Here is a 21,430-nt window from a genome sequence, read left to right on the forward strand (position 1 = left end):
TTCCGCCTGGCGCAACACAGCCATGATTTGGGCTTCGGTAAATCGGCTCTTCTTCATCAAAATCTCCTCGAGCATCTTGCCGAGAAAATTCTACTTTTGAAGCCCCTTATTCGCGGGGAGGACTACCGGGTAAGCTATCGATTAAATTTTGTATGGCGTCATCCATATGTATGAGCCAGACTTCGAACAGATCGTCTTTTTCCAAATTCTTCATTTTGTCATCCTTTACGGATGCCAGAAAAAGGAGCTTCATTCATCGAACTTGCCGCCCAAAACCGCAGTGCTACGTGACAATTTCTATGCCGATCAGCCTGCCATCTTCTCCGCAATCAAGGACAACGTCAGTCTCCCCGAACAGCTGAAGTAAATCCGCTCGATCGAGCTCGGCAGACAAATCTCTCAGCCTCATAGAACTGCGGACCACGCCGGGAATCTCTTTACCGGGGTGATTAGGTAGATAAACGTAGAAAACGTCCTGTTCATCGCCATCCAGGTGAACATAATTGTCTCTCATTTATTCCTCACCTTCTAGTCGATGTAAAACGAGCCTTCATAAAGGAACATCAGTAAAGGCGAAAAAATGTCCGAGAATTCGTCCGGCTTCATTCTCATCACATCGATGATCGCTGTTCCGCGAGCTTCTGCGGCATTCTCGATATAATTGATGACATCCGTCAGGGCGATTGGGAGTTGGTCACTTACGGCCGCTCCATGAAGATGTCGAGCGAGACTTTTAGCGTCATCATCCGACACAAGCTGGCCATCATTCGTATCGTATGCACCTTCCCATTCACCGGGACCATTCCAGCCGACCGGAGCTATCGTGCCAGCCGGCGACCATCCAAAGGTCTCGGCGAGCGTTAGCATCACGGTCCAATGACGTGTGGACAGGTTAATTGTTTTTCCTGATTGCTTTCTCAGATGAATAGCCATGTAGTGAAAACCTTTTAATCCACCTTTTCGCTAGACAAAATCCGGGCGTGGTACGTTTGGCATGTTGTCGTAGGCTTTGAGGATGGTCTCCAGCGGAGTGAGGGTCTGGTCACCGTCCCAATAGACAATTTTCAGCCAGGTCGCCGCCCGTAAGAATTGGCCGCCGCCCAACCAGATTTCTTCGAGGTTGGCCTGCAGCATCCGACAACCCGCCTCAAAGAGTTCATGTTTATCGAACTGGCCACGAGCGCTATGTAGGCAAAGGGCATAGCCGAACTCACGCGGTTTCAGAACCTTCTTGAGTGATAGAGGCTTTTCTCCAATCAAGTGCTCGTACATATCGACGGCGGCTTCAAAGCCGCCATCATGCTCGCCGCTCTGGTAGGCGAAGGCCATGTAGTCGTCCAAGCCTGATTTGATAATTTCGTTTCGCGGCCATGGTCGGCCCTCAAATCGCCAAGCTGCTTCCTCGCGGATGCGTGCGCACGCCCAATGACCTTCATCGTTCCAGCCGTCCTCAAGGAATGTTCCCATCGCACGCGCAGAATGGAGAAGTGCTCGATGAAAATCGTGGTTACTTCCCATTTTTTCATCTTTCTCGATGGCACGGTCCAGCCAAAGATTTGAACGATGCACGATAGGAGCGATTTCTTTATCGAGGCCGACGAGCCAATAACTTATGATGTCACCGATATGATACTGCGCGGCGTTGCCCATAGGCTTTTTTTCATCATATACGGCGTCCAACAGAAAACGGGTTCCAGCGCCGTCCTCCTTGAGTTTGTTATGCCTGCTACGAATGGGATCATATTTCATACTGTACCTTAGCATGGATTGCCGCCGCAGAATCGTACCTGCGTGGAGTTCCGGGCGCTTCCTGAGCCTGCCGTATTTGTTACGAAATTGCCTTCATCAAGGTTTTGGATCACGCGGTTTTTCAATGCAGCTGGGAGATCTTCCACAGCGTTTCTTGCCTGAACGAGCGCATTTCGCAGGGCGTCTGAATCCGGCTCAAAGGTGGGTGACGAGGGAACAGCCTGTGCGCTACTGCGGAACTTGTTATCCCATAGGAATATTTCCCCTGTGTTGATATCGACCGAAACGATGTCAGCTCCATGCGTTCCGACAGCGTCACCGTATCGCAATACCTGCTGCCCTGGCAATTTCGCGACTTGGTTAGCAAGCTCCAATTCGCCAACGTAACCATTAATTTGGGAGTTGGCGATGTTGGGGTTCGTGGAATTCAGCTGCTTGGGAACACAGTTCGTCCCCGCGATCGGCTCAGGCAAACGGGGATCAAGCGGCACCCCATTGCTCATGCGAATAGGCTGCGATTTCTCGACGGCCTGTTGCACTAAAGCCCGCTCCGAGGCGCTCAGGCTTCCGAGCTTTGATGTTGCCGCGAAGCGGAGAACAGCCTCTGTGCCGGCGACTCCGACGGTTACGACGATCACACCGGCGTCGAGATAGCGCTGAAACCGTTCGGCATCCGCTTCTGTATAGCCCGCTTCAATAAGCGACCAGACAAGGGCTGTCTTCGATTGTTTTCCGGTAACCGCCTGCTGAGCACTTGCAACGAGAGCATTGGCGCTTGCCGCGGCGCCGATCAAGCCGAGCGCACAAGCGACGCCGCCCGTTCCGACGCAGACAGCACCTCCGCCCACAACGCCCACCGTATCGAGGAAAGCCTTAATGCCCCCTTCCGTCTGGCCAATCTCAACAAGCGCGTCGGAGATTGCCTGATCGGCAGGCTCGCCGTCCGCCAGGTGTCTTGCCAGGATCGCATCGTAGTTGACGAGTGCGGATTCCTTGGCGGAAAATCCGAGCGCGCTTTGATAGATTCCAGCGCTGTCGAGGTCCTGCGTATTGGCAGCGTCCATCGCCGCGCTGAACTGCTGGAGATCCTTCATCATATCGTGGCATTGAGCGGACGAAGGCTCTCTTGAGCAGGTATCGATAATGGTGACCGTGTTGCTGCGCGACTTCTTCATAAAGCCGTCGTCAATGGCAGCGAGCTTGTTCAATTCCTCTCGCGTGCAGGTCGGATTATTCTGACACGCGACGAGCAGCTTTCTGTTTTCGATTGCAGCCTTCAGATCTCTGTCGTTCAGATAGTTGTACTGATAGTTTGCGGCTGCATAGGCAGCTCCCTCACCGCCGCCCGCGAATGCAGTGAGCCCTGCGACGAGGCTTGTCGCCACCAAATTTGCAAGTCTCTGGCTGTCAGCGCTATCGGACAGTCCTGCATCCTTCATGAGGCCAGCAACGAGTTGGTCGATATAGGGCGCTATGAGGGTTGATACCGCACCCCCGAACGCGCCACGAATCGCACCAGGCACATCGTTAACTCCGCCCAGGATGGCGCCACCGAGCGCGTGTAAGGCTGCGCGTCCGACGCCACCCTCAGCCCAAATCGCTGCATCTTCAGGATGGGGGCCGCTCGCGGCCTGCAACGCTAACCTGTTAGCGATATCAGCTACGAGGCCTGCCATCGTCTTCTGGGCCTCCTGCAGGTCGGCCTGGGTTTTGTATTGGTCACGCAGGATGTTCTGCAGATCCGGGAGGCCGGGCAGCGAGGTGTTGGTATTGTCGGTGTCACGCCGGATCGTGCCGATGTCCTGGGTCTGGTGCTCCGGATCGGTGATGGTGATGCCAATGTTCGGACCGATGGCCGAATACGTCTTACCGGTTTCCTTCTCGCCAGCCTTCACCGGCGGCGACAACGAGAGGCCGCTGGTGCCGATGGAGCCGCCATAGGTTTCGGCCTTCCAGGACGAATGTGTGTCGATGTCGGTGACTTCAAGCGTGCCAGTATTGAACGTGTTAAGGTCGGCTGCCGCCTCGCTGGTGATCAGGCCGCCGACAAGCGAGGTCTGACCACTAACATTAATGTCGAGACCACCTGTCCCGGCATGGATGCCAGATTGCTCGGAGACAACGACGGTATCGCCCTTGGCCTTCTGCGTCACACCGGAGATACCGGAGGAGCCGAAGCCGATCTGGCCCGAGACATCGAGCTGATTCGCGCGGGCCTTGGCGGTATCCACCTGACTTTCGATAGTCAGCGACTTCGCATCAACAGAGACCGAGTCGCCGGTGACCGTCGCGCCTCTCAGTGCCAAGTCATTAGTCACGATGGCGACGTCACCGGTGCCGTTGATATGAGTGTTGGTGTGGGTGAGTTCGCCGGTGTCGGAACCGCCCTTGCCGTACGAGCCGCTGGCGCCGACGCTGGCTTTGCAGCCAGTCTTCGTGGTGCAGCCAAGATTCACACCAACGCCAGCGCTCCAGGAGCTGTTCGAATCGGTTGAATCGGACGTGCCGGTCGCAGCATTGAGATTAATGTCGCCATTTTTTGCCGACAGGAAGATATCGCCTGCCTGAGGGTCGCCGGAGATGGTCGGAAGGCCGAACTTGTCATAACCGGCAATCATTTGCGCGCCGTCGCTGGTGATCGAGCCGTTCTCGGCCTCCATGGCGATAGATCGACCGGCACGAATGGCAGTAACGACAGGCGTCGAGGACGACGATGAGGAATTACTTTCCTGGTGGTTGATGCCGGCGTTGATGCCGATGGTGAAGGAAAGGCCTGTTCCGATTTTCGGATCGGTACTGGTCAGGCCATTATAAACGCCTTTCAGGCCTTGAATACCCTGATAAAAGCTGAGTCCGGCGATTGCACTGTTGGTCAGCCCATTGACTCCACCCGAGTCAGACAGGCGCTCTGCTCCTTTCATGATGCTCTGGGCTGCACTCCCCAACTGGCTGGAAACCGAGAGCGTTACACCGGCAAAGGTCTTTTCGTGCACCTCCTGATAATTGGTGACGTCGTTGGCCGACAATAGATTGATATCGTTGGCGGCGATCAAGCTTACGTCGCGCTCGGCCGAAGCCTGTGTCGCCTGGAGGTTGAGATTGTTACCCGCCGAAATGTTGAGATCGCGGCCGGCGGACAACGCCGACGCTGCGTTGGTGTCGGCGTGCTGCGCCGAGCTGTCCTTGCTCGTCTGCGCACCGATGCCGATGGAAAAGCCACCATTGCCGGCGGAGAAGGACAGACCGAAGCCGGACTTCTTCTCTTGCTCGGACTGCGAGAAGCTTTCCGCGCCGGGCGTGACGTTGACATCACGCTTGGCAGACAGGTTGATGTCGCGCTCGGCATCGAGGGACGAGCCCATGATGTTCAGATCGGTCGCCCGCGCCGTCAGGTTGACGTCCTCGCCGGCGGCGGAAAGCGCCGAGCCGATATTCAGCGTCGAGGCCTGGGCGCCCTTGTTCTGCTGGCTGCCATAGATCGAAATGAAGCCGCCACCGCCGCCGACGCCGAAGCCGGACTTCTTGCGCTGCTCCTCGAGCTCGTGCGTCTCCTGCGCTCCGATAATCGAAACGCTGTCGGCCGCTACATTGATCGAGCCATCGGCATCGACCTTCGAACCGGCAATGATTGCTGCCTTGCCTGCGTCGAGATTGATGTCACCGGTGGCGCTCAGTTGCGAGCCGACCGTCGTCTCATCGTAGCTCTTGTGGCTTGATGAGCCCTTGGACAGGAAGCCGCTGCGCGAGCCTTTGTCGTCCTTGGCGCTGGTGTCCATTCCGGAGGCGATGATGAGGTCGCCGCCCTTGGTGGTGATGTTCAGATCGGCATCGTGGTCCTCGTCGCCGGCTATCACCTTCGAGGCCGATATGACCGTGTCCTTGCCGGAGGTGATGTCGACGCCATCAGCGCCGCTAATCGATGAGCCGACGGCCGTCGTCGTTTCCAGATGGGTGGTCGTCTTCTCGCTCGTGCCGAGGAAACCGCCCTTGGTGCTGAGCTTGGTGTCGAGGGTCGCGGTGTCGGTAGCTTCGGCGATCGTCACGTCGCCGTCGGCCTTGAGAGCCACCTTACCGTCGGCGGCGAGTTTGCTGCCGACGATGTTGAGGTCATGATCGCCGCTGCCGTTGCCGCTGCCTGCGGTGACCGAGAGGTCGCCGACGGCTGATATCTCCGAGCCGACATGGGTGATCGACGAGGCGGACTTCTTGCCGAAAGTGGATGCGGAATGCTCCTGCGCGGCGGTGATGTTGATATCGTCGCCGGCGCTGAGTGCGACATTGCCGCCCGCCGTGACGGAGGAGCCGGAGAGCAGGATGTCGTCGCCTGATTTGATCGTCGCATTGGTGCCGGCGGAAAGCTGCGACCGCTGCTGATCGGTGGAGACGGTCCTGGTGTAGCCGGATTGGTTGTTGCGGGCGACGTCTGTCGACACCACGGCCACCGAGCCCTTGTCGGCGGTCACATCGAGCGTCGTGCCCGCCTTGGCAGAGCTGCCGATGACGTTGACATTGTCGGTTGCCTTGATCGTCAGAGCCTTGCCGCTGGCGACCTGGCTGCCGGTGGCATTCTGCTGGCCTGCATTGTCGACCTTGGCTGCAGCGAGCGTCACGTTTTTGCCGGTGAGCGTGGCGTCGCCTGTGGCATTGACCTTGACGCCCGTCAGCGCCAAATCGCCGCTGCCGCCGGCAAGCTGCAGAGCGCCGCCCGCCGTCACGCCTGCATTGGTATTGACGACGTTCTGGCCGCCGATCGTCATCGTCTGGGCGGCAAGCGTGATGCCGTTGGTGGCATTGAGCGCCGTGTCGCCACGCGACAGGAACGTGCCGCTGCCCTGGATGGAGCTGCCGGAGACGGTAAGGCTGCCATTGGATGCAATCAGGCCGGAATTGTCGAGATTGCTGACCGTCATGTTGACCGAGCCGCCCGCCATGGCGGCGCCGGCGCCGTTCAGCTTCTGCCGGTCGGCGGCGGCGACGTAGACGACGGGCGCGAGCACCTGCACGCCGTCGATCGTCTGCCACTGGTAGAGGACAATCGACTCTTTGAGGGCTGCCGCCTGCTCAGGTGTCAGGCCCTGGCCAACGGCCAGGCCCTTATCTTGGGCATATTTGACGCCATTGTCGAGCAGCGTCTTCATCTGCTTGATGGCGCTGTCGCCGGCGATGAAGGTGCTTCTGCCGAGCCCTTCGCCGACGAGCTGCCGCAGTTGCGTGTCGATTAACTGGTTCTCGAAATAGGCATCGCCCAGAAACGGAACCGTCGTCTCCGGCACGTAGCCGATTTTGTTCATGAAATAGCCGGAGCCATAGAATTGGCCGACATCGAGATAGGCTGCGCGGGTTTCGAACAGGAAGATCTGATGGGGTATGTTCCCGCCGACGCCGCCTGATTGCGGTTTGGCGGCGTCCTCAAGGGCTTTGCCGTCGACGCGGATGCGGTCGGCAATATTGCCGAGCCCGGCAAGCAGGCTGCCGCCATTGGCGGTGACGCCGCCGAGCGCCGAGTTGACGTTGAACAGCGCGCCGCCGGCGGTCAGGCCGGTGAGCGCCGAGAGCGGATCGCCGGGATTGCTGGATGCAGCGACGCTGGCGCCGCCGGCAACCGAGCCGGCTGCGGACGTGTTGTTGACGCTGCCGAAATTGATCGAGAGGGCACCGCCCGCCTTGATGTTGGCCGATACGCCGCCGATCGCCTGGACGGAGCTGACGATCGTCGAGCCGTTGGCGATGTTCTTCGAGGGATTGGCGGTGCCGTTGGCATTATAGGCCGTGCAGGCGCCCTGCGCCTGGCAGGTCGTCGTCGTCGTGCGAAACAGGGTGACGCCGGTATTGGTCAGCGTTGAGCCCTTCAGCGTCGCGTCGCCGCCGGCCTCGATCGAGCTGTAGGAATTGGTCAGATTCGTGGCGTCGATGTTGAGGTTGCCGCCTGCCCGGATCGTCGCTTCCGGGCTGAGCGTGCCGACCAGACGATCTTCGTAGACCGACTGGCTGAGGTGAGACGACCAGTCCCATGTGTAGGTGGTGCTTGTGTCCGAGCCGCTGAAATTCACCTCGTCGACGATGAAGTATCGCGACGGATTGTTGGGATCGACAACGGGATTGCCGTTCGCGTCCCTCGGCACCCGGTCCCTGATCCAGTCGATGATCGGCCCGACCTTTTCGGGTCCATCGGCCGAAATCCAGGTCCATGCATGATAGGTCGTGCCGTCTGCAAGCGTCGCCTTCGACCAGAGCAGCGGCTCATAATCCTGCCACAGCGCCGGATCGACGCCGGCATAGAGCTGGTACATGTTCTGATCTGCGGTCTCGAGATAGCCGAAAGGCAGGCCGGCGGCGACGGGGTTGAGCGTGAAGCCGCTGACGACACCTGAAGATACCAGCGTCCCGGTCGTCCATTGCGGCGTGGCGGCCCGCTTGTTGGTCAGATTGCTGGTCAGGATGGACATGTCGTTTCCGGCCTGGATGAGGCCGGAAATGTTGGTGACGGCGGCGTTCCTTTGTCCCGATGTCAGGCCGGCGATTTCGAGATCGTTGCCAGCTAAGATGGCGCCCTGATTGTTGGTGAGCGTTCCGCCGACGAAGAGGCTGGCATCGTGGCCGGCATAGGCGAGGCCCGTGGCGTTGTTGGTGAAATCCCCGGGAACATTGAATGTGAGATCATTGCCGGCGACCAATTGCCCGGCATTGATCAACGACGGCAGCGTCAGCGTCAGGTCATGGGCGGCCAGCAGCGCCGTGCTGTTCGACGTTGAGAGGCCGGCGGCGTTGATGGCGATGTCGCCCGAACCGCCGGCATTGGTGACGGCGTTGACCCGGGCGCCGCTGAGGTCGGCCGTGCCGGAGAGATTGAGAGCGAGACCGCCCAGAGTGAGGCTGCTGTTGGCAAGGTTGGCGCTATTGGCATTGAGCGTCAGCGTGCCGCCGGTGGCGATGTTGCTGCCCCTGCCGTTGGAAAGGTCGACGGTGGTTGTGGTCAGCGTCAGGTTGTTGGCGGTGCGGGTGGGATTGCCGTAGCTGATCTGGCCCGAAGCCGAAAGTGCGGCGCTATCGAGTGTCTGCAGCTGGGCATAAGCGATATTCTGGCTTGCGCTGGCTGAAAGAGCGCCGCTGCTCAGCAGGGCGTTGCCGGCGGTGATCGAACCACTTGTGGCCGCAAGGCTCATGCTGCCCGTCTGTTGCAGCCTCAACGTGCCATTGGCCGATTGGGCGGTGGCAGCGAAGTCGAGACCAGAGACGAGAGAGTCAAGGGTGATGGATTGCGCCGTGAGGCTGGCGTTGCCGGCGGCGAGCGACTGGCCGGCGAGATCGATCGTGCCGCCGGCAACGATCGTCATGTCCTGATGGGCGACGACATTGGCGCTGACATCACCGGCTGCGCTGGCATCGACGCTTCCGGCGGCAAGCAGGTTGCCGGCGCTGATATCGGTGCCTGTCGCCTTGAGCGTGAGATCGCCGGCCTGCCCAAGGGCGATGTCGCCATTGGCCGACTGGGCGGTGGCGGCAAAATCGACGCCGGAGACGATGGCGCCGGCCTGAATGGCCGGACCCGTGACCGAGACGTCGCCGGCGCCAAGGATTTGGCCGGTGACCGATGTATCGGCGTTGATGGTAACGGCGCCGTGGCCGCTGACATTGTCGGCCTGGAAACGACCGGCATCGATAAGGAGAGCGCCTGCGGCAAGCAGCGTGTCGATATCGACGCTCCCGCTGCTGCCGGCATCAAGCGTCAGGTCACCGGCCGTGCCGACGGCGATGGCGCCACCCGCAGCGGTGGCAGCAAAGTCCATGCCGGCGACGATCGTGCCCGCCGCAATCGAGCCGCCGCTGATCGACACATCGCCGGCGGCGAGAAGCTGTCCGGTGACGTCGGTATTGCCGGAAAGCGTGATCGCGCCATGGCCGGTTACGGTGGCGGCACCGATATTGGCGGCGAAAGCCGAGAGATTGCCGGCCGCAAGCAGGGTGCCGGTATCGATGGCGCCGCTGGAGGCAAGCGAGAGATCGCCGCTCTGCGTCAGCACGATATTACCGCCGGCCGCTTCCGTTCCCGCAAAGTCGATGCCGGCGATGATGGCGTCGGCCGAGATGGCCGAGCCGGTGATGTCGATGTTGCCGGCACTGAGGATCTGACCGCTGACATCTGTGGCCGCGTTGATCGCAATGGCGCCATGCGCGATGACGCTCTGGGCCGTCAGCACCGCTGATGTGACCGACGTATCGCCGGCCGACAGGAGTGCCTCGACATCGACGGCGCCGCTGCTTGCGGCAAGCTGGATGTCGCCGGCGCCTGATAGAACCGTGCTGCCGTTTGCCGCATTGGTCGCAGCGATGTCGAGGCCGGAAACGACCGTATCGGCCGAGATCGAGCGGCCTGACGCCGTGACGTTGCCCTGCGCCAGAATATCGCCGGAGATGCCGATATCGGCGCCGGCGGAAAGCGCGATATTGTTGCTGCTGACGAGCGAGGCAGCCGAGATCGCGCCTGATGTGGCGGTGATGGAGAGCGCGCCGGTGCCCTTGACCGCACCGACAACCGGGATGTCGCCCGACGTAGCGGACAAAGAGAGCGCATTGCCGGCGGTAATGCTGCCGGCGGCAATGCCGGCCGCCGACGACATCAGCACGTTGGCGGCGCTGTTCACCTCGCCGCCGACACTCAACAACCCGCTGCCGCTTGACAGCACGATGTCGCCATCGGCGGCGACCGTATCCAGCGTGATGCCCTGCCCCGCCTGAACGGCGACCTTGGCTTTCGAGGCCACTTTGGCGGCCGTCACCTTCGCCTTCGAGGAGATCGAAACGCCCTGCTGGCCGGAGACATTACCGAGCGAGATCTTGCCGTCGGCCGACAGTGACAGCTCGTTGGTGTTGGCGGCGAGATTGCCGCTCATGCGCACGCCGGCGCCCTTTTCGGTGACGACGATCTTGATGCGGTCGGCCTGCATGGCGCCGAGTGCTGTGCCGTCGATCGCATATTCCGGCGTGCCTGATGTCGCGGCAAGTGCCGTGGCGTTGCCGGTGGCATAATCGAATTGATTGCGGCCAGCCGTGACGCGAAGATCCTTGCCATAGACAGGACCGTTGACGTGGACCGCCCGAGAAACGATGTCGAAGAGGTCGACGGCGCCAGACCCGGCGGAGAAATTGCCGCCGTTCGGCCCGATGGTGACGTCGCCGCCATTGACGGTAAAGCCGTTGAGCTTGCCATCGGCGCCGATTTGAGGCGCGCCCGTCGTCAGCGTCGCATGCGGCGTGTTGATGAAGCCGCAGCCGTCGCAGGTGATGCCGTTCGGGTTGGCGATGATGACATCGGCGCGCCCGCCGAACACCTCGACCGCGCCGTTCAATGCCGAGCGATTGCCGCTGGTGACTTCGTTGAGGATGACCGATGCCGGCCCCGATGTGTTGAGATTGGGATTGCCCGGCGTCAGGCCGCCGAGATTGGAGGTGCCGACCTCGCCCTTGAAATTGTTGAGGATGAGGCCCGGCGTGCCGACGTTGAAATTGTCGTATTTGTTATGCGACAGGCCCTGGCTGTTCGGCGTGACGATGTCGATGAGCGGCACGCCGTTCGGCGCCGTGCCGACGCCCGGCTGATTGGCAACAGGCGCCGTCGTGCTTGCCGAGACCGACTGGGCATTGGCAAGCATCGGCTGAAGCACAAGCAGACCACTCAGCAGAAGAGCGAGGGATTGCCGGCCGAAACGTGCGATCCTGCAAGCAAGCATTCCATCCGCTCCGGCGACACCAATTGTTGCCGTCGTCGACTTACCCAACCCTGCGCCCATTACTGCCTTCCGCGACCTGAACCCATGCAGCGGATAAATCCCGCCGTGGTTGTAATTTTTCAGTAGGACCGAGACCACAATCGTTGGTCACGGTCAACTTCCGCCTGTGCTTGAGGTAAATGCAATCCAAAGAAAACACCGTCATTTATCGCGGTGCAGCAATCTTGGCTGGCTACTACTCCGAACCGCTCGATGCTAATGGAGAGGGGCATCTTCACTTCTTGATTCTCTACCAATGAGCGGATGCGCTGAAATAAAAGAGTCCGCCATCGACGTGGTCGAGGCTGCTTGCAACAATGTCGGAATAGCCGAGGTCGGCGCTGATATTGCCGCCGACGGTCCGGATGCCGGCCGTCCAGCTGGCGAGATCGCCGCCTGATATGTCGAAGTGTTTTTGCGTGTAGATGTGGCCGTAATCGAAGCCGAGATAGGGGCGGAGTTCGCCGAACAGCTTCGCGGTCGCGCCGCCGCTTTCGCTGGATTTGGTTCTCCAGACGATCTCGTTGTGAGTGAACATGCCGTTATTGCCGAAGAGCACGCTTTCGCGCGTGCCGCGGACATTGCTGTAGCCGCCAAGCGAGATCTGCTCGGCGCCGAGGAGATTGTCGGGGGAGTATTGACCGCTGAACAGCGAGGTCAGCTCGAACTGCCGGCCGGCGGCCTGGAATGGCTGCGTCACGCTGACAGTGGCGTTGAATTTCGAAAATCGCGGATCGGCGTTGCCGGCGCCGGGATCCCCCGGCTCCACCGCATCGAAGAGACCGAGCCCCTTGTCATAGCTGGCGTCGAACATCCAGACGCCGCCGAGCATGCGGCGGGAATGGGAAATGCCGATATCGCCGACAGTATAGCGGCGGCTGCCAACCTCGATCAGATTGCCGAGCAGGAAGTTGTTGGTCTGCTTGTAGGTCAGGCCGCTGCGGACGGTGGTGATCGAATCCTTGTCGCGGAAGACGACATGATCGATGCCGAGGCCCACCTGGCCGGAATTGCCCGAGGTTTCGAGCGACCGGAAGTTTCCTTCGACCGCACTTTCATATTGGTACCAGGAGCCGTTCAGCGAAACAGTGGAGTAACCGTAGGGAACGCTGACGCTGCCGGAATAGCTGTTGCCATATCCCCTGCCGTCATCGCTCCACGGATAGTTCGGGCCGCTATGCTCGTAGGAAAAATTCCACTGGTCGTTGATATCAAGCAGATCGTCATAGCCTAGGGATGCCGAGCTTCTGGAAAAGCCGGTGCTTTCCTGCCCCATATTGTTGTTGCCGAGGGAAACATGCCAGGGCCGGCCCGGATGGTTTTCGATGTTCAGGATCGATGTTCCGTCCTTGGGGCCGGGCAGCATGGCGGATTTGGCGTCATTGGCCTGCAGCCGGTTCATCTGGTCGAGCCCCTGCTCGATGTCGCGGATGTTGACGACCCGGCCGATCAGGCCGGGAAAGGCTGTCGCCAGCGACGCGTTGCCGGCGACTTTCTGGCCGTTGAGATAGATGTCCGAGAGCGTGCCCTCGACGACGAGCAGGCGGAGGACCCTGGTCTTGGCGATATCCTGTTGCGGCACGTAGGCACGTGAGGTCACATAGCCATGATCGATATAGAGGTGCGTCACATCCCTGAGAACGGCATTGATCTCCGCCAGGCCGACGCATCGGTTGTCGTAAGACGCCGTCACCTTGCCGATCTCCTGCGCCGATAGCAGATTTGCCCCATCGATCTCGACGCGAGTGATGTCGAAACAGGCCACATTTGCCTGGCTGGTCGGCAAAGAGCCGTCTTCCGTATCCGCACCTCCGCCCGGTGTGGCGCGGCGCAGGGCATCCAGCCGCTGCGTCTGCGACTGTTGCTCCTGGCGGCGGTTGAAATCATCGGCAGGCGACTGCGCGTAAGCGGGTGCAACACCCATCACGAGGACGGCGCCAGCGACCAGGGAGTATCGAATTTCTGTGGTCATGAGTGAAATTCGGCTACTTCGCGGGAATGGACTGAAGTTCGTCGAGGGCCGGTTTCAGCCCTTTCAGCGAGAAGCGGATATTGACATCCTGGCCGTTCATCAGCCGCACCAGCCCTTCGGCGGTCGCGCCCTTCTTCAGCGTCGCAGCCGTCTTGCTATCCAGCGCCAGCTGCGCCCAGCATCCGGTCTGGTTGCAATTGCGGTAATCGAGCCTGGCGACGGGCTTGCCGTCCGCCTTGATCGACAGGCCGGAGGGCAGGAAGACGTTGAGCGGCAGCAGAGCGGTCAGCACCAGCCGCGGCTTGCCCTGAGGCCCGGCCGGCGGCGCCGATATCGCCAGCGTCAGGACATTGACGGGCTTGCCATCTTTGGCAACTTGCGCGACCTGTGCGACTTCGCAGGCCTCGGCGCCTTCAGAACCGGTGCAGCGATAATACCAGTCGTCGAATTTCTGGGATTGTACGGTTGGCGCCGGCTGCACTGCCGGATCAGGAGATTGGGCAGGGGTAGGGTTGGCACCGGCCATCAATATCAGAGCGGGGGCGACGATCCGGAAGCCCCGCTTCATGCCGCCCTTCGAAAATTTGCTCATTGAAATTTCAAAAGTTTCAATCAAGTGGGAAGCCATTTCGCTCCAATTGGCCATTGGATCAGCCTTGACGTGTCGGTCGTCACGACCAACTTTTGCCTGTGCTTGTCGCACACCGCGCGGATTATCGATGTCATGAAAAAGGCTCAGAGAGCGAGGCCACTCATTGGCTTGACGGCTTCATAGCAGATCTCGGCGCGATACATCGACAGGTAGTGTTTACCTTAGCGCGATTCACGCTCGTTTTCGGAGAGTTGTGTAATTTGTGCAACACATGCGCTAACGTTTGTGATCGGCCGCGGCCATGGAAGAGCGTCGCCGTTCCGCAACGGTGGCGCTCAAAGGAGTGGCGCAAGCTGTTATTGCAGCGCCGGGCATCCTTCGGCCCGGTGTAGCATTAGCTTTGACAGCTCCCTGAGCATCCTTGGGATATGCTCGCGTACAATATTCCTCGTTCTACGCGCGTCTCGCGGTCATAGGCTTTCAGGTTGATCGGCTGCCATGAGTGGCGGCCTTCCTAAGCGAACAGCGTGTTCCTATCCATGCCCTGCCCGCTCCGGTCCGTGTTGGGCAGGACAGGTCCCCTCGTCCGCTTTCGTTCGGAATGCGCCATCGGCGCAATCAACCAGCGAAAGCAAAAACTATGACAACAAACCGCACAAAGACCATCCGGATACTGAACGACGCCTTCCGCAGGACCTGGCTCACGGGCGAGGTCCTGATGACCCCAGGCATCGGGAGCCTGTCCATCGAGTCTCAGTCCCGCATTGCGGAGGCCGTTCAGACCTTCGACGCCTTCACGGCCGACAACGACCCGCACGGCGAACATGATTTCGGCGCCGTGACCGTCGACGGGACCAAGGTCTTCTGGAAAATCGACTACTACGCCATGGATATGCTCCATGGCTCCGAAGATCCGGCCGACCCCAAGGTCACCAAACGGGTCCTCACGATCATGTTGGCCGAAGAATACTAGGCCTTGCCGCGGATGCGGGCGAAAGCCCGCATCTTCGCGTGTCGGGCTACCGCGCCCTCCTGCAAACAGAAAACGCACCGTCCCAAACGAACGGTGCGCCCCGGTTTCTACCCGTCCGGAATCTATCACCCCCACCCATTGAAGGAAAGCACCCTTGCCCCTGCGGCTGGCGGCCGGTTCGGCCTCCTCCGCGCGTCAGTAGCTCAAAGGCAGAGCGTCCGGCTTCTACCCGGAGGATGCGGGCTCGAAACCCGTCTGGCGCTCCAAGAGACCTCTCCCCTCGCTTCTGCCATTGTAACCGACCGCGCCTTGGCGCAAGGGATGCTTGATTTAGGAGTAGCGCACCCTTGGGTGATATTCTTCTGACCATCGCGGTTACGAATTGCCATTTAACCCCGCCAAACAGACGAGAAGTTCTCGAAACGCTGAAAATCCGTGACTCGCACTGAACGGTCCCCGGGCCGGGCCAATCTGTGCCGATAACCATTGACGGGCATGATTCGCATTATGAGCGCGATCGAGATTCTTCAGCTTCTTAAAATGCCGTGGCCGGGCGTCGCCGCCTTAGGCGTTTGGGGTGCGACCGAGGTGGTGAAAGCGTGGCTTGCATCCAGGCGCACCCGCCTGCGCATCGGCAACTGCGAAATCGACGCCCCCGAGCCGGCCGCCGCTTTGCGCCTTCTAAAGGAATGTGGGCGGATCGCAGCCTCACGCCCGCAAGCGCAGCTTCCTGCCGCGGATCCGCACAAACCATCGCGGTTGCCTTGACCCTGCTTTCTGCTTGATGGCGAACCTATCGCCACCGATTTGATTGGCAACGCAAGATCGTCGCTCCGGCAACGGCAAGCAGCCGCCGTCCTTGTTGGGCTTGCATTAGTCGGGACGGCGGCTGCAGTATGCACGCACGGCAATTGCGGCGGCGGCAACTGCAATACGATTGGCAGTACGACGCCGCAGGTCACAGGTGTGGCGGTAGAAGCGCGATGTCTCGCCCAGGCGGATGGTAATCCGAGATAGAAGGAGAATGAGTGATGATCGAGGAACCACGCTACGGCGCTCGGAAAGAGCGAGACGACACCTGGACGATATTCGATCGACGCACCGGCGAGATAGCTGAACGGTCGGGCCTCATCATGGCCCGCCTGAACAAGAATGTTGTTTTGGGGCTGGTCCAGATCCTTGAACAGATTGAGGACGCTCCGAAGCGGATCCACTGATGAGCCCGCCTGACACCGCCACCCTCCTCGAGGACGCCGCTGATCGGATTGCGGATATCTCGCGAGCGGACCTGCAGATTATGCTCCGTCGTGCAGCACTGCGGCTGCGCAATGCTGGCGCCGTGTCGATGGAGGATGATATCGAGGAAGCGTTGCGAGACCTCGCCGGCGAGTTCGGCATGACGCGCAACGACACGATCAGGTTTATCGTCCGGGAATGGATGGAGAAGAACACCTATCTGCCGGTGCATAACCTCGACGAAGATGGCGAAGTGGATGGGACGGCTTGATCCCAGCTGCGCCACCGCTTCTAGGCTCAAGCCTTATCACGATTGCGACCGTAGTGGTTGGACATTCAGCCTGATAAACCGCCCCGTTACCTTACCGGTGCAGGTACTTCACTATCTGGTCGAAGCCGCCGGCGCGAGACTGGCACCCAAACGTCGTGCCGCCCATCCACACGGAACGCACGGGCGGGGGCAGTCGGCCCCGCCTCCCTGCCGGCCGCTATGCTGAGGCTCCTGCGGCTGCTCTTGATTCCGCCCTTAGCGTGACGAGATTCCCGAAATCCCGCCTTGCGGCCGCTATGCTGATTTCTCCGATACTCTTCATTGTTTGGTTTGGAACCCGCCCTGCAGCGGATTCCGTTATCGCGTTTCCTTTTTTACCAACGTCCTTGATCACAAACAGCGATTGGTAGAAGCGCTTTGTCGGAGACAACTTTCCTGCCACGCGAACAATTCGCGGAGCTGACGCTCCATGAAAAAAACGCGTATTTGCAGGAAGTTACGCAGCAGTACATGGAGGCGCAGAAGCTTCCTTACATTGTTTTAATAGATATTAGTTTTAAGGGCCAAATCACGCTTATAAATCATGATGTTAACCTATGCTCGTGGCACCGACCATCTTCCCCATGACCTTTATCATGGATATAAAAACCGAGCGCCGAACGCACTTAACGACATGGTATTCCATTATCGTCCAGTTCGGAAACTCAGCGCCATGCAGAACAAAGCGCTAAGTCCCAACTGTCAGGATCAGACAAACGGAACGACAAGTTCGCGCTGAGCGCCCAGTCCATGTGAGATTCCGATCAGATCGGCCGCCCGCCCACCGATGACAACACAGGGCGCCATTGTGTTGCCCGTGGTGATGCGCGGCATAATCGAGGCGTCCGCTATACGAAGACCCTCGATGCCGTAGACCTTGAGCTCATTGTCGACGACCGACATGCTGTCGCGTCCCATCTTGGCGGTGGAGGTTTGATGCCAGTAGGTGACGGCGGAGCGCCGGATGAAATCGATCATGCCTGATCTGTCGCGCGCACCTGGAGCAGTTTCGCCTGTCACCAACGGGGAAAAGCCCTCGCTGTTGCCGAGTTCGCGACACAATTCGACCGCGGCCAATGCGGCAGCCATGTCTTCCGGCTCGCTAAGGGAGTTCGGGTCGATCAGGATAGGATCGTTTATGTTAGGGCCAGAGAGCCGCAAGCGGCCACGGCTTTTCGGCTGTGCGAGACCGTTGAACATTGTCCAGCCGTGCTCCGGCGATTCGAGACCCGTTTCGGCCGAAGAAGGAACTGCAAACTCCAACTGGCACTGGAGAATGTCCGGCTGGGACAGGCGCGCACCACTTCTCCAGTAAATGTTCGCCTCGCAACCGCTACCGCCGATTGCTTCTGGTTTCCGATAAGCCCAGGTACAGCCGAAAGCGAGGTGATCCTGATGATTGCGCCGCCGCGAAATTTCAGGCAGCGCCGGTACGTGCTGAGAGCAATTATAGCTCCTGCCGTTGCGCCTTGGGCTGTCCGATGGAGCCACATTGCAAAGACGCGACAGCGAAGTCGAGTCCGACGCAAATCCACAATCTTCTCGCCCACTATGGGTCGAACGGGGACAACGTCGGCGCCGCGCATCGCCGAAACCCGGCGCAAATCGAGCCGCAATTATTCGTCACCGCTGAGGAAGTGCCCGATGGCGGCAAGCGGCCGAATTCCATCGCAGACGATTTTGGTGATGGCGAGCATTGGCACCGCCAGGATCGCTCCAGGCACACCCCACATCCAAAACCAGAAGATCAGCGCTATAATTACAAGCACAGGATTGAGGGTGAATCGGCGGGCGAGCAGCACAGGCGTGATGATCTCGCCCTCGGCGACATGGATCACAAAATAAAGCGCCGCCGGCAGAAGGGCCAGCCACAACCTATCGATCACCAGTAGGCCGGCGAGCAGAAAAATTCCCACTCCGAGAAGCGGCCCCATGATCGGGACATAATTCAGCAGAAACGCCGCGACACCCCATAGAACCGGATCGCCTAACCCTGTCAGCCACATGGCAATGCCCGTAGCTAAACCAACCGCTCCATTCATGACCGTAATAGTGACCAGATAGGCAGAGATATTTTTCTCGACATCTTGGGACAGCTCGACAACCTGCCGCTTCTCCTTGAAATTGGGCAGTATTTCGACCATCCGTTTTAAGAACGTGCTTCCGGATACGAGCAAAAAGAACAATATGACGATGGTTTCGAAGAAACTGGCTGCAAAGTGGGTCGTTCCAGCGAAAAGCGTTGCGGCGATCGTCGAGCCGGACCCCCCGCTTGTTGCCGATCCTTGCTGCATGAAGCTATCGACCTGATGGAGGAATGTTTGAAGTGCTTTCACCGGTTCATTGAGAAACTTGAGACGCTCCTGCAATCTGGGAATCCCTTCGGGCAGCTTCGCAGCCCACTCTGTCGCTGGGCCAGAGATTGCACCGCCGATACCGACGATGGCGCCGAAAACAAACAAGATTAGCAATAGGGCTGCAAGGGTTCGCGGAAAATGGAGTTTCTCCAGCAATCGCATGGCCGGCTGAAACAGAAGCTTAAGAACGAGCGCCAACACAATCGGCAGCACGATCTCAGCCGCGACGTAGGCAAGGCATAATGTCGCGAGCGCCACCAATATCGAAAGCAGCACGACCACCGGGTTGGTGGGCAAATCCAGCGATTTGACTTGAACGCCGGGAGCGATTTTGGGCTCTGGCATTTTATCGACATTCAGTTCGGTTTTGTCGTCGGCCACCTTCATTTCCTTTGGCCCTGCCAAACTGCTCTGGCGAAGTGAGATAGAAGAGCCCGTTTGTGACGGACCCTTCGTGGTGCGTTTAAGACTTGGTGTTTTTGTGACTTTGCTCACCTGCCTTGACGTGCTGTTCGTGGGTGCCGCCCTGAGCGCTCGATGTTTTCGAGCCACTGCTACCCTTGGACGACGAAGCGCTCTTGCCGGTGCCGGACTTGACGCCCGGCTTTCTTTCGCTGGTTCCGCTTGACGATGGCATGTTTTACTCCTCCATTGACGAGACCGGGTTGGTCTCGATGAGAGAACCAGAATGCCGGTAAAGTGTTCCCGCCCGGTCTGACAGTTCCCAAAACAAGCTCGTGCGATTCCCATATCCGACGTGCGCCACCGCATTGGCGCTGTGGAGCAACACGAAAGGCGGCGTACTCATCCATTCAAGCCGGCGAGGCTAAAACACCGCGAGAATTGTCAGGGAAGCCTTGGTAGGGCGTCAGCCCCTTTTTCCACACAGAGACGACGTGTGATCCGGAAAAGCCGGAGCGATCTTGCCATTGACGATCTGGCTCGAACAGTGCCGGGACTATTGTCCCTGCATCAAGGGTCAAGTCCTTTTCGACAAGGCGCCGAGGTCGGCACCGTCGCGCCGACTACCGGTTGGCCCGCTGGATATTTCAGGCGGTTGCAGAGGAACTAATACCAGCTGCAGAGGTTCTGTCTTCACGGCCGAGTGAACACCGTCCGAGAAAGAGGACATCTCAATGATACATATGGCTCTCGCCGCGGCGTTGGTAGGAGCGTCGGCGCTCACTTCTGTCGCACGACGGACCCCGCGTCCTCTACCGATGCCGGAACTCCGGCGGTCGCGACGCTTGACACAAAGAACTCGGCTGCGCCGGTCGCAGGCGCCAACAGTTTCACCGAGACTCAGGCCAAAAACGGCGTCGAGAAGACCGGCATCGACGACACGCTCGCCCCGTATGGGTGGGTCAACAGGAAGGCGACCGCTACCGCCGCCCGGCGGCCTGATCGCAATGCACGCCTGGCTGTGGCCGTGAACATGACCGGGCATCTGGACCACGACAGAAATCTTTCGAACCCAAGGAGCTAACCATGGCCAAGGAAATCAAAACACTCGACGTTCTCTTTCACGACACTTTGAAGGACGTATATTTCGCCGAAAACAAGATCGTTGCGACGCTGCCGAAGATGCACGACGCGGCTAAGAACAGGCAGCTCAAGGACGCCTTCGTGAAGCACCTCGCCGAGACCAAGGTGCACGTCACCCGTCTCGAGGATGTCTTCAAGATCATCGGTAAGAAGCCGGAGCAGAAGACCTGTGACGCCCTCATGGGCATCGTCAAGGAAGGCGCCGAGATCATGGAAGAGTACGAGGGGATGCCGGCACTCGACGCCGGCCTTCTTGCCGCGGCCCAGGCGGTCGAGCACTACGAGATGTCGCGCTATGGCACCCTGCGGACATGGGCGCTCGAGTTGGGGATGAAGGACGCCGCCAAGCTCCTTCAGACGACGCTCGATGAGGAACAGGCGACCGATCTCGCGCTAACCTCCATTGCGACGAAGGTTGTCAATCAGAATGCCGAGAAAGCCGCCTGACACCGTTGACGTAGCCCGTCACAGCGCAGCCGCGCACGGTCATCGCTGCCATCTTAGCGATGACCAGCCAAGGCAGTCCAGGCCGCCAATGGAGGAGAATTATTCAATGACCGAATTTCAGGATATCAGGATCGTCGAGTTGAACGACAGTGCATCGGGGTCCGTAAAGGGACCGCTCACTTCAATGGTCCTGCAGCTTTCGGCAGATACCCCCACGGCTTGGTCCGATTCCTTTAACGAGACATGGAAAGGCCGCGCATCCGTCATGAGGCGGGCGGCTACTGCTTGCGGGAACAGGATAATGTCGGCATGCATGCCCTACGAGCTGCAGAGTCAGATCACGGAGTTGAACAAGGTTGTCGCCGAGACCAATGCTTCCTATCGAGAAATAGTCGAACAAGCGGCAGCTAGGCAGGAGGCCGAGCTCAAGCATTTGAAGGCCACGCTAAAATATGACTAGGATCACGAGGCGCACCAATTGA

Annotated in this window: 14 protein-coding genes, 1 tRNA gene and 1 pseudogene; 7 read left to right on the forward strand and 9 right to left on the reverse strand. The window is 59.4% G+C overall.

Features of this window, described 5'->3' with window-relative positions; translation table 11 throughout:
• Positions 1-283 precede the first annotated feature (283 nt).
• The 6 genes from EFD55_RS29470 to EFD55_RS29495 form a co-directional block, all read right to left on the reverse strand.
• Positions 284-514, reverse strand: coding sequence for a DUF2283 domain-containing protein (locus EFD55_RS29470; protein ID WP_125850157.1), 231 nt, complete (start codon positions 512-514; stop codon positions 284-286).
• Between the two features lie 14 nt (positions 515-528).
• Complete coding sequence (locus EFD55_RS29475) at positions 529-933, reverse strand: hypothetical protein (RefSeq protein WP_125850159.1); 405 nt, start codon at positions 931-933, stop codon at positions 529-531.
• A gap of 30 nt (positions 934-963) precedes the next feature.
• Complete coding sequence (locus EFD55_RS29480; RefSeq protein WP_125850161.1) at positions 964-1,749, reverse strand: hypothetical protein; 786 nt, start codon at positions 1,747-1,749, stop codon at positions 964-966.
• Positions 1,750-1,757: 8 nt separating this feature from the next.
• Positions 1,758-11,477, reverse strand: a complete 9,720-nt coding sequence (locus EFD55_RS29485) for a hemagglutinin repeat-containing protein (RefSeq protein WP_376774115.1) — start codon at positions 11,475-11,477, stop codon at positions 1,758-1,760.
• Positions 11,478-11,766: 289 nt separating this feature from the next.
• Complete coding sequence (locus EFD55_RS29490; RefSeq protein ID WP_125850163.1) at positions 11,767-13,488, reverse strand: ShlB/FhaC/HecB family hemolysin secretion/activation protein; 1,722 nt, start codon at positions 13,486-13,488, stop codon at positions 11,767-11,769.
• Between the two features lie 13 nt (positions 13,489-13,501).
• On the reverse strand, positions 13,502-14,080 hold the full coding sequence (locus tag EFD55_RS29495; protein ID WP_125850165.1) for an invasion associated locus B family protein: 579 nt from the start codon (positions 14,078-14,080) through the stop codon (positions 13,502-13,504).
• A 640-nt stretch (positions 14,081-14,720) separates the two neighbouring features.
• Between EFD55_RS29495 and EFD55_RS29500 the strand changes: the two genes are divergently transcribed.
• The 5 genes from EFD55_RS29500 to EFD55_RS29520 all read left to right on the forward strand — a co-directional run bounded on the left by EFD55_RS29500 (position 14,721) and on the right by EFD55_RS29520 (position 16,560).
• Positions 14,721-15,053 carry a DUF3768 domain-containing protein gene (locus tag EFD55_RS29500; RefSeq protein WP_125850167.1) on the forward strand — a complete coding sequence of 111 codons (333 nt, stop codon included), beginning with the start codon at positions 14,721-14,723 and terminating at the stop codon, positions 15,051-15,053.
• Between the two features lie 192 nt (positions 15,054-15,245).
• Positions 15,246-15,319 (forward strand) — tRNA-Arg (locus EFD55_RS29505).
• A 241-nt stretch (positions 15,320-15,560) separates the two neighbouring features.
• Positions 15,561-15,821: a hypothetical protein gene (locus EFD55_RS29510; RefSeq protein ID WP_125850169.1), complete on the forward strand. Its 261-nt coding sequence runs from the start codon at positions 15,561-15,563 to the stop codon at positions 15,819-15,821.
• Between the two features lie 263 nt (positions 15,822-16,084).
• Positions 16,085-16,270 carry a hypothetical protein gene (locus tag EFD55_RS29515; RefSeq protein WP_125850172.1) on the forward strand — a complete coding sequence of 62 codons (186 nt, stop codon included), beginning with the start codon at positions 16,085-16,087 and terminating at the stop codon, positions 16,268-16,270.
• Positions 16,270-16,560, forward strand: coding sequence for a CopG family transcriptional regulator (locus EFD55_RS29520; protein WP_125850174.1), 291 nt, complete (start codon positions 16,270-16,272; stop codon positions 16,558-16,560). The genes EFD55_RS29515 and EFD55_RS29520 overlap by 1 nt, the downstream gene beginning before the upstream one ends.
• 747 nt (positions 16,561-17,307) lie before the next feature.
• Here the strand turns inward: EFD55_RS29520 and EFD55_RS29530 are convergent.
• The 3 genes and pseudogenes from EFD55_RS29530 to EFD55_RS33375 form a co-directional block, all read right to left on the reverse strand.
• Positions 17,308-18,006 (reverse strand): annotated as a pseudogene (locus EFD55_RS29530) (GMC oxidoreductase); the annotation flags it as partial.
• Positions 18,007-18,215: 209 nt separating this feature from the next.
• Positions 18,216-19,337 carry an AI-2E family transporter gene (locus tag EFD55_RS29535; RefSeq protein ID WP_245438616.1) on the reverse strand — a complete coding sequence of 374 codons (1,122 nt, stop codon included), beginning with the start codon at positions 19,335-19,337 and terminating at the stop codon, positions 18,216-18,218.
• A gap of 82 nt (positions 19,338-19,419) precedes the next feature.
• Entirely contained in the window at positions 19,420-19,593 is a 174-nt protein-coding gene (locus EFD55_RS33375; protein WP_165504899.1) for a hypothetical protein, read from the reverse strand.
• A gap of 851 nt (positions 19,594-20,444) precedes the next feature.
• On the opposite strand from EFD55_RS33375, the gene EFD55_RS29540 reads away from it, so the two are divergent.
• A complete protein-coding gene (locus tag EFD55_RS29540) occupies positions 20,445-20,948 on the forward strand; it encodes a YciE/YciF ferroxidase family protein (RefSeq protein WP_125850176.1) in 504 nt (167 codons plus the stop codon).
• Between the two features lie 106 nt (positions 20,949-21,054).
• On the forward strand, positions 21,055-21,408 hold the full coding sequence (locus EFD55_RS29545) for a hypothetical protein (protein ID WP_125850178.1): 354 nt from the start codon (positions 21,055-21,057) through the stop codon (positions 21,406-21,408).
• Positions 21,409-21,430 lie beyond the last annotated feature (22 nt).

Source organism: Rhizobium pisi (genome assembly GCF_003938655.1).
GTDB lineage: Bacteria > Pseudomonadota > Alphaproteobacteria > Rhizobiales > Rhizobiaceae > Rhizobium > Rhizobium pisi.

Bases quoted from the DNA above. Each gene is read 5' to 3' on its own strand.
- EFD55_RS29470 (WP_125850157.1), bottom strand. From the start codon at position 514: ATGAGAGACAATTATGTTCACCTGGATGGCGATGAACAGGACGTTTTC.
- EFD55_RS29510 (WP_125850169.1), top strand. From the start codon at position 15,561: ATGAGCGCGATCGAGATTCTTCAGCTTCTTAAAATGCCGTGGCCGGGC.
- EFD55_RS29500 (WP_125850167.1), top strand. From the start codon at position 14,721: ATGACAACAAACCGCACAAAGACCATCCGGATACTGAACGACGCCTTC.
- EFD55_RS33375 (WP_165504899.1), bottom strand. From the start codon at position 19,593: ATGCCATCGTCAAGCGGAACCAGCGAAAGAAAGCCGGGCGTCAAGTCC.
- EFD55_RS29480 (WP_125850161.1), bottom strand. From the start codon at position 1,749: ATGAAATATGATCCCATTCGTAGCAGGCATAACAAACTCAAGGAGGAC.
- EFD55_RS29545 (WP_125850178.1), top strand. From the start codon at position 21,055: ATGACCGAATTTCAGGATATCAGGATCGTCGAGTTGAACGACAGTGCA.
- EFD55_RS29495 (WP_125850165.1), bottom strand. From the start codon at position 14,080: ATGAGCAAATTTTCGAAGGGCGGCATGAAGCGGGGCTTCCGGATCGTC.
- EFD55_RS29520 (WP_125850174.1), top strand. From the start codon at position 16,270: ATGAGCCCGCCTGACACCGCCACCCTCCTCGAGGACGCCGCTGATCGG.
- EFD55_RS29475 (WP_125850159.1), bottom strand. From the start codon at position 933: ATGGCTATTCATCTGAGAAAGCAATCAGGAAAAACAATTAACCTGTCC.
- EFD55_RS29515 (WP_125850172.1), top strand. From the start codon at position 16,085: ATGATCGAGGAACCACGCTACGGCGCTCGGAAAGAGCGAGACGACACC.
- EFD55_RS29490 (WP_125850163.1), bottom strand. From the start codon at position 13,488: ATGACCACAGAAATTCGATACTCCCTGGTCGCTGGCGCCGTCCTCGTG.
- EFD55_RS29540 (WP_125850176.1), top strand. From the start codon at position 20,445: ATGGCCAAGGAAATCAAAACACTCGACGTTCTCTTTCACGACACTTTG.
- EFD55_RS29485 (WP_376774115.1), bottom strand. From the start codon at position 11,477: ATGCTTGCTTGCAGGATCGCACGTTTCGGCCGGCAATCCCTCGCTCTT.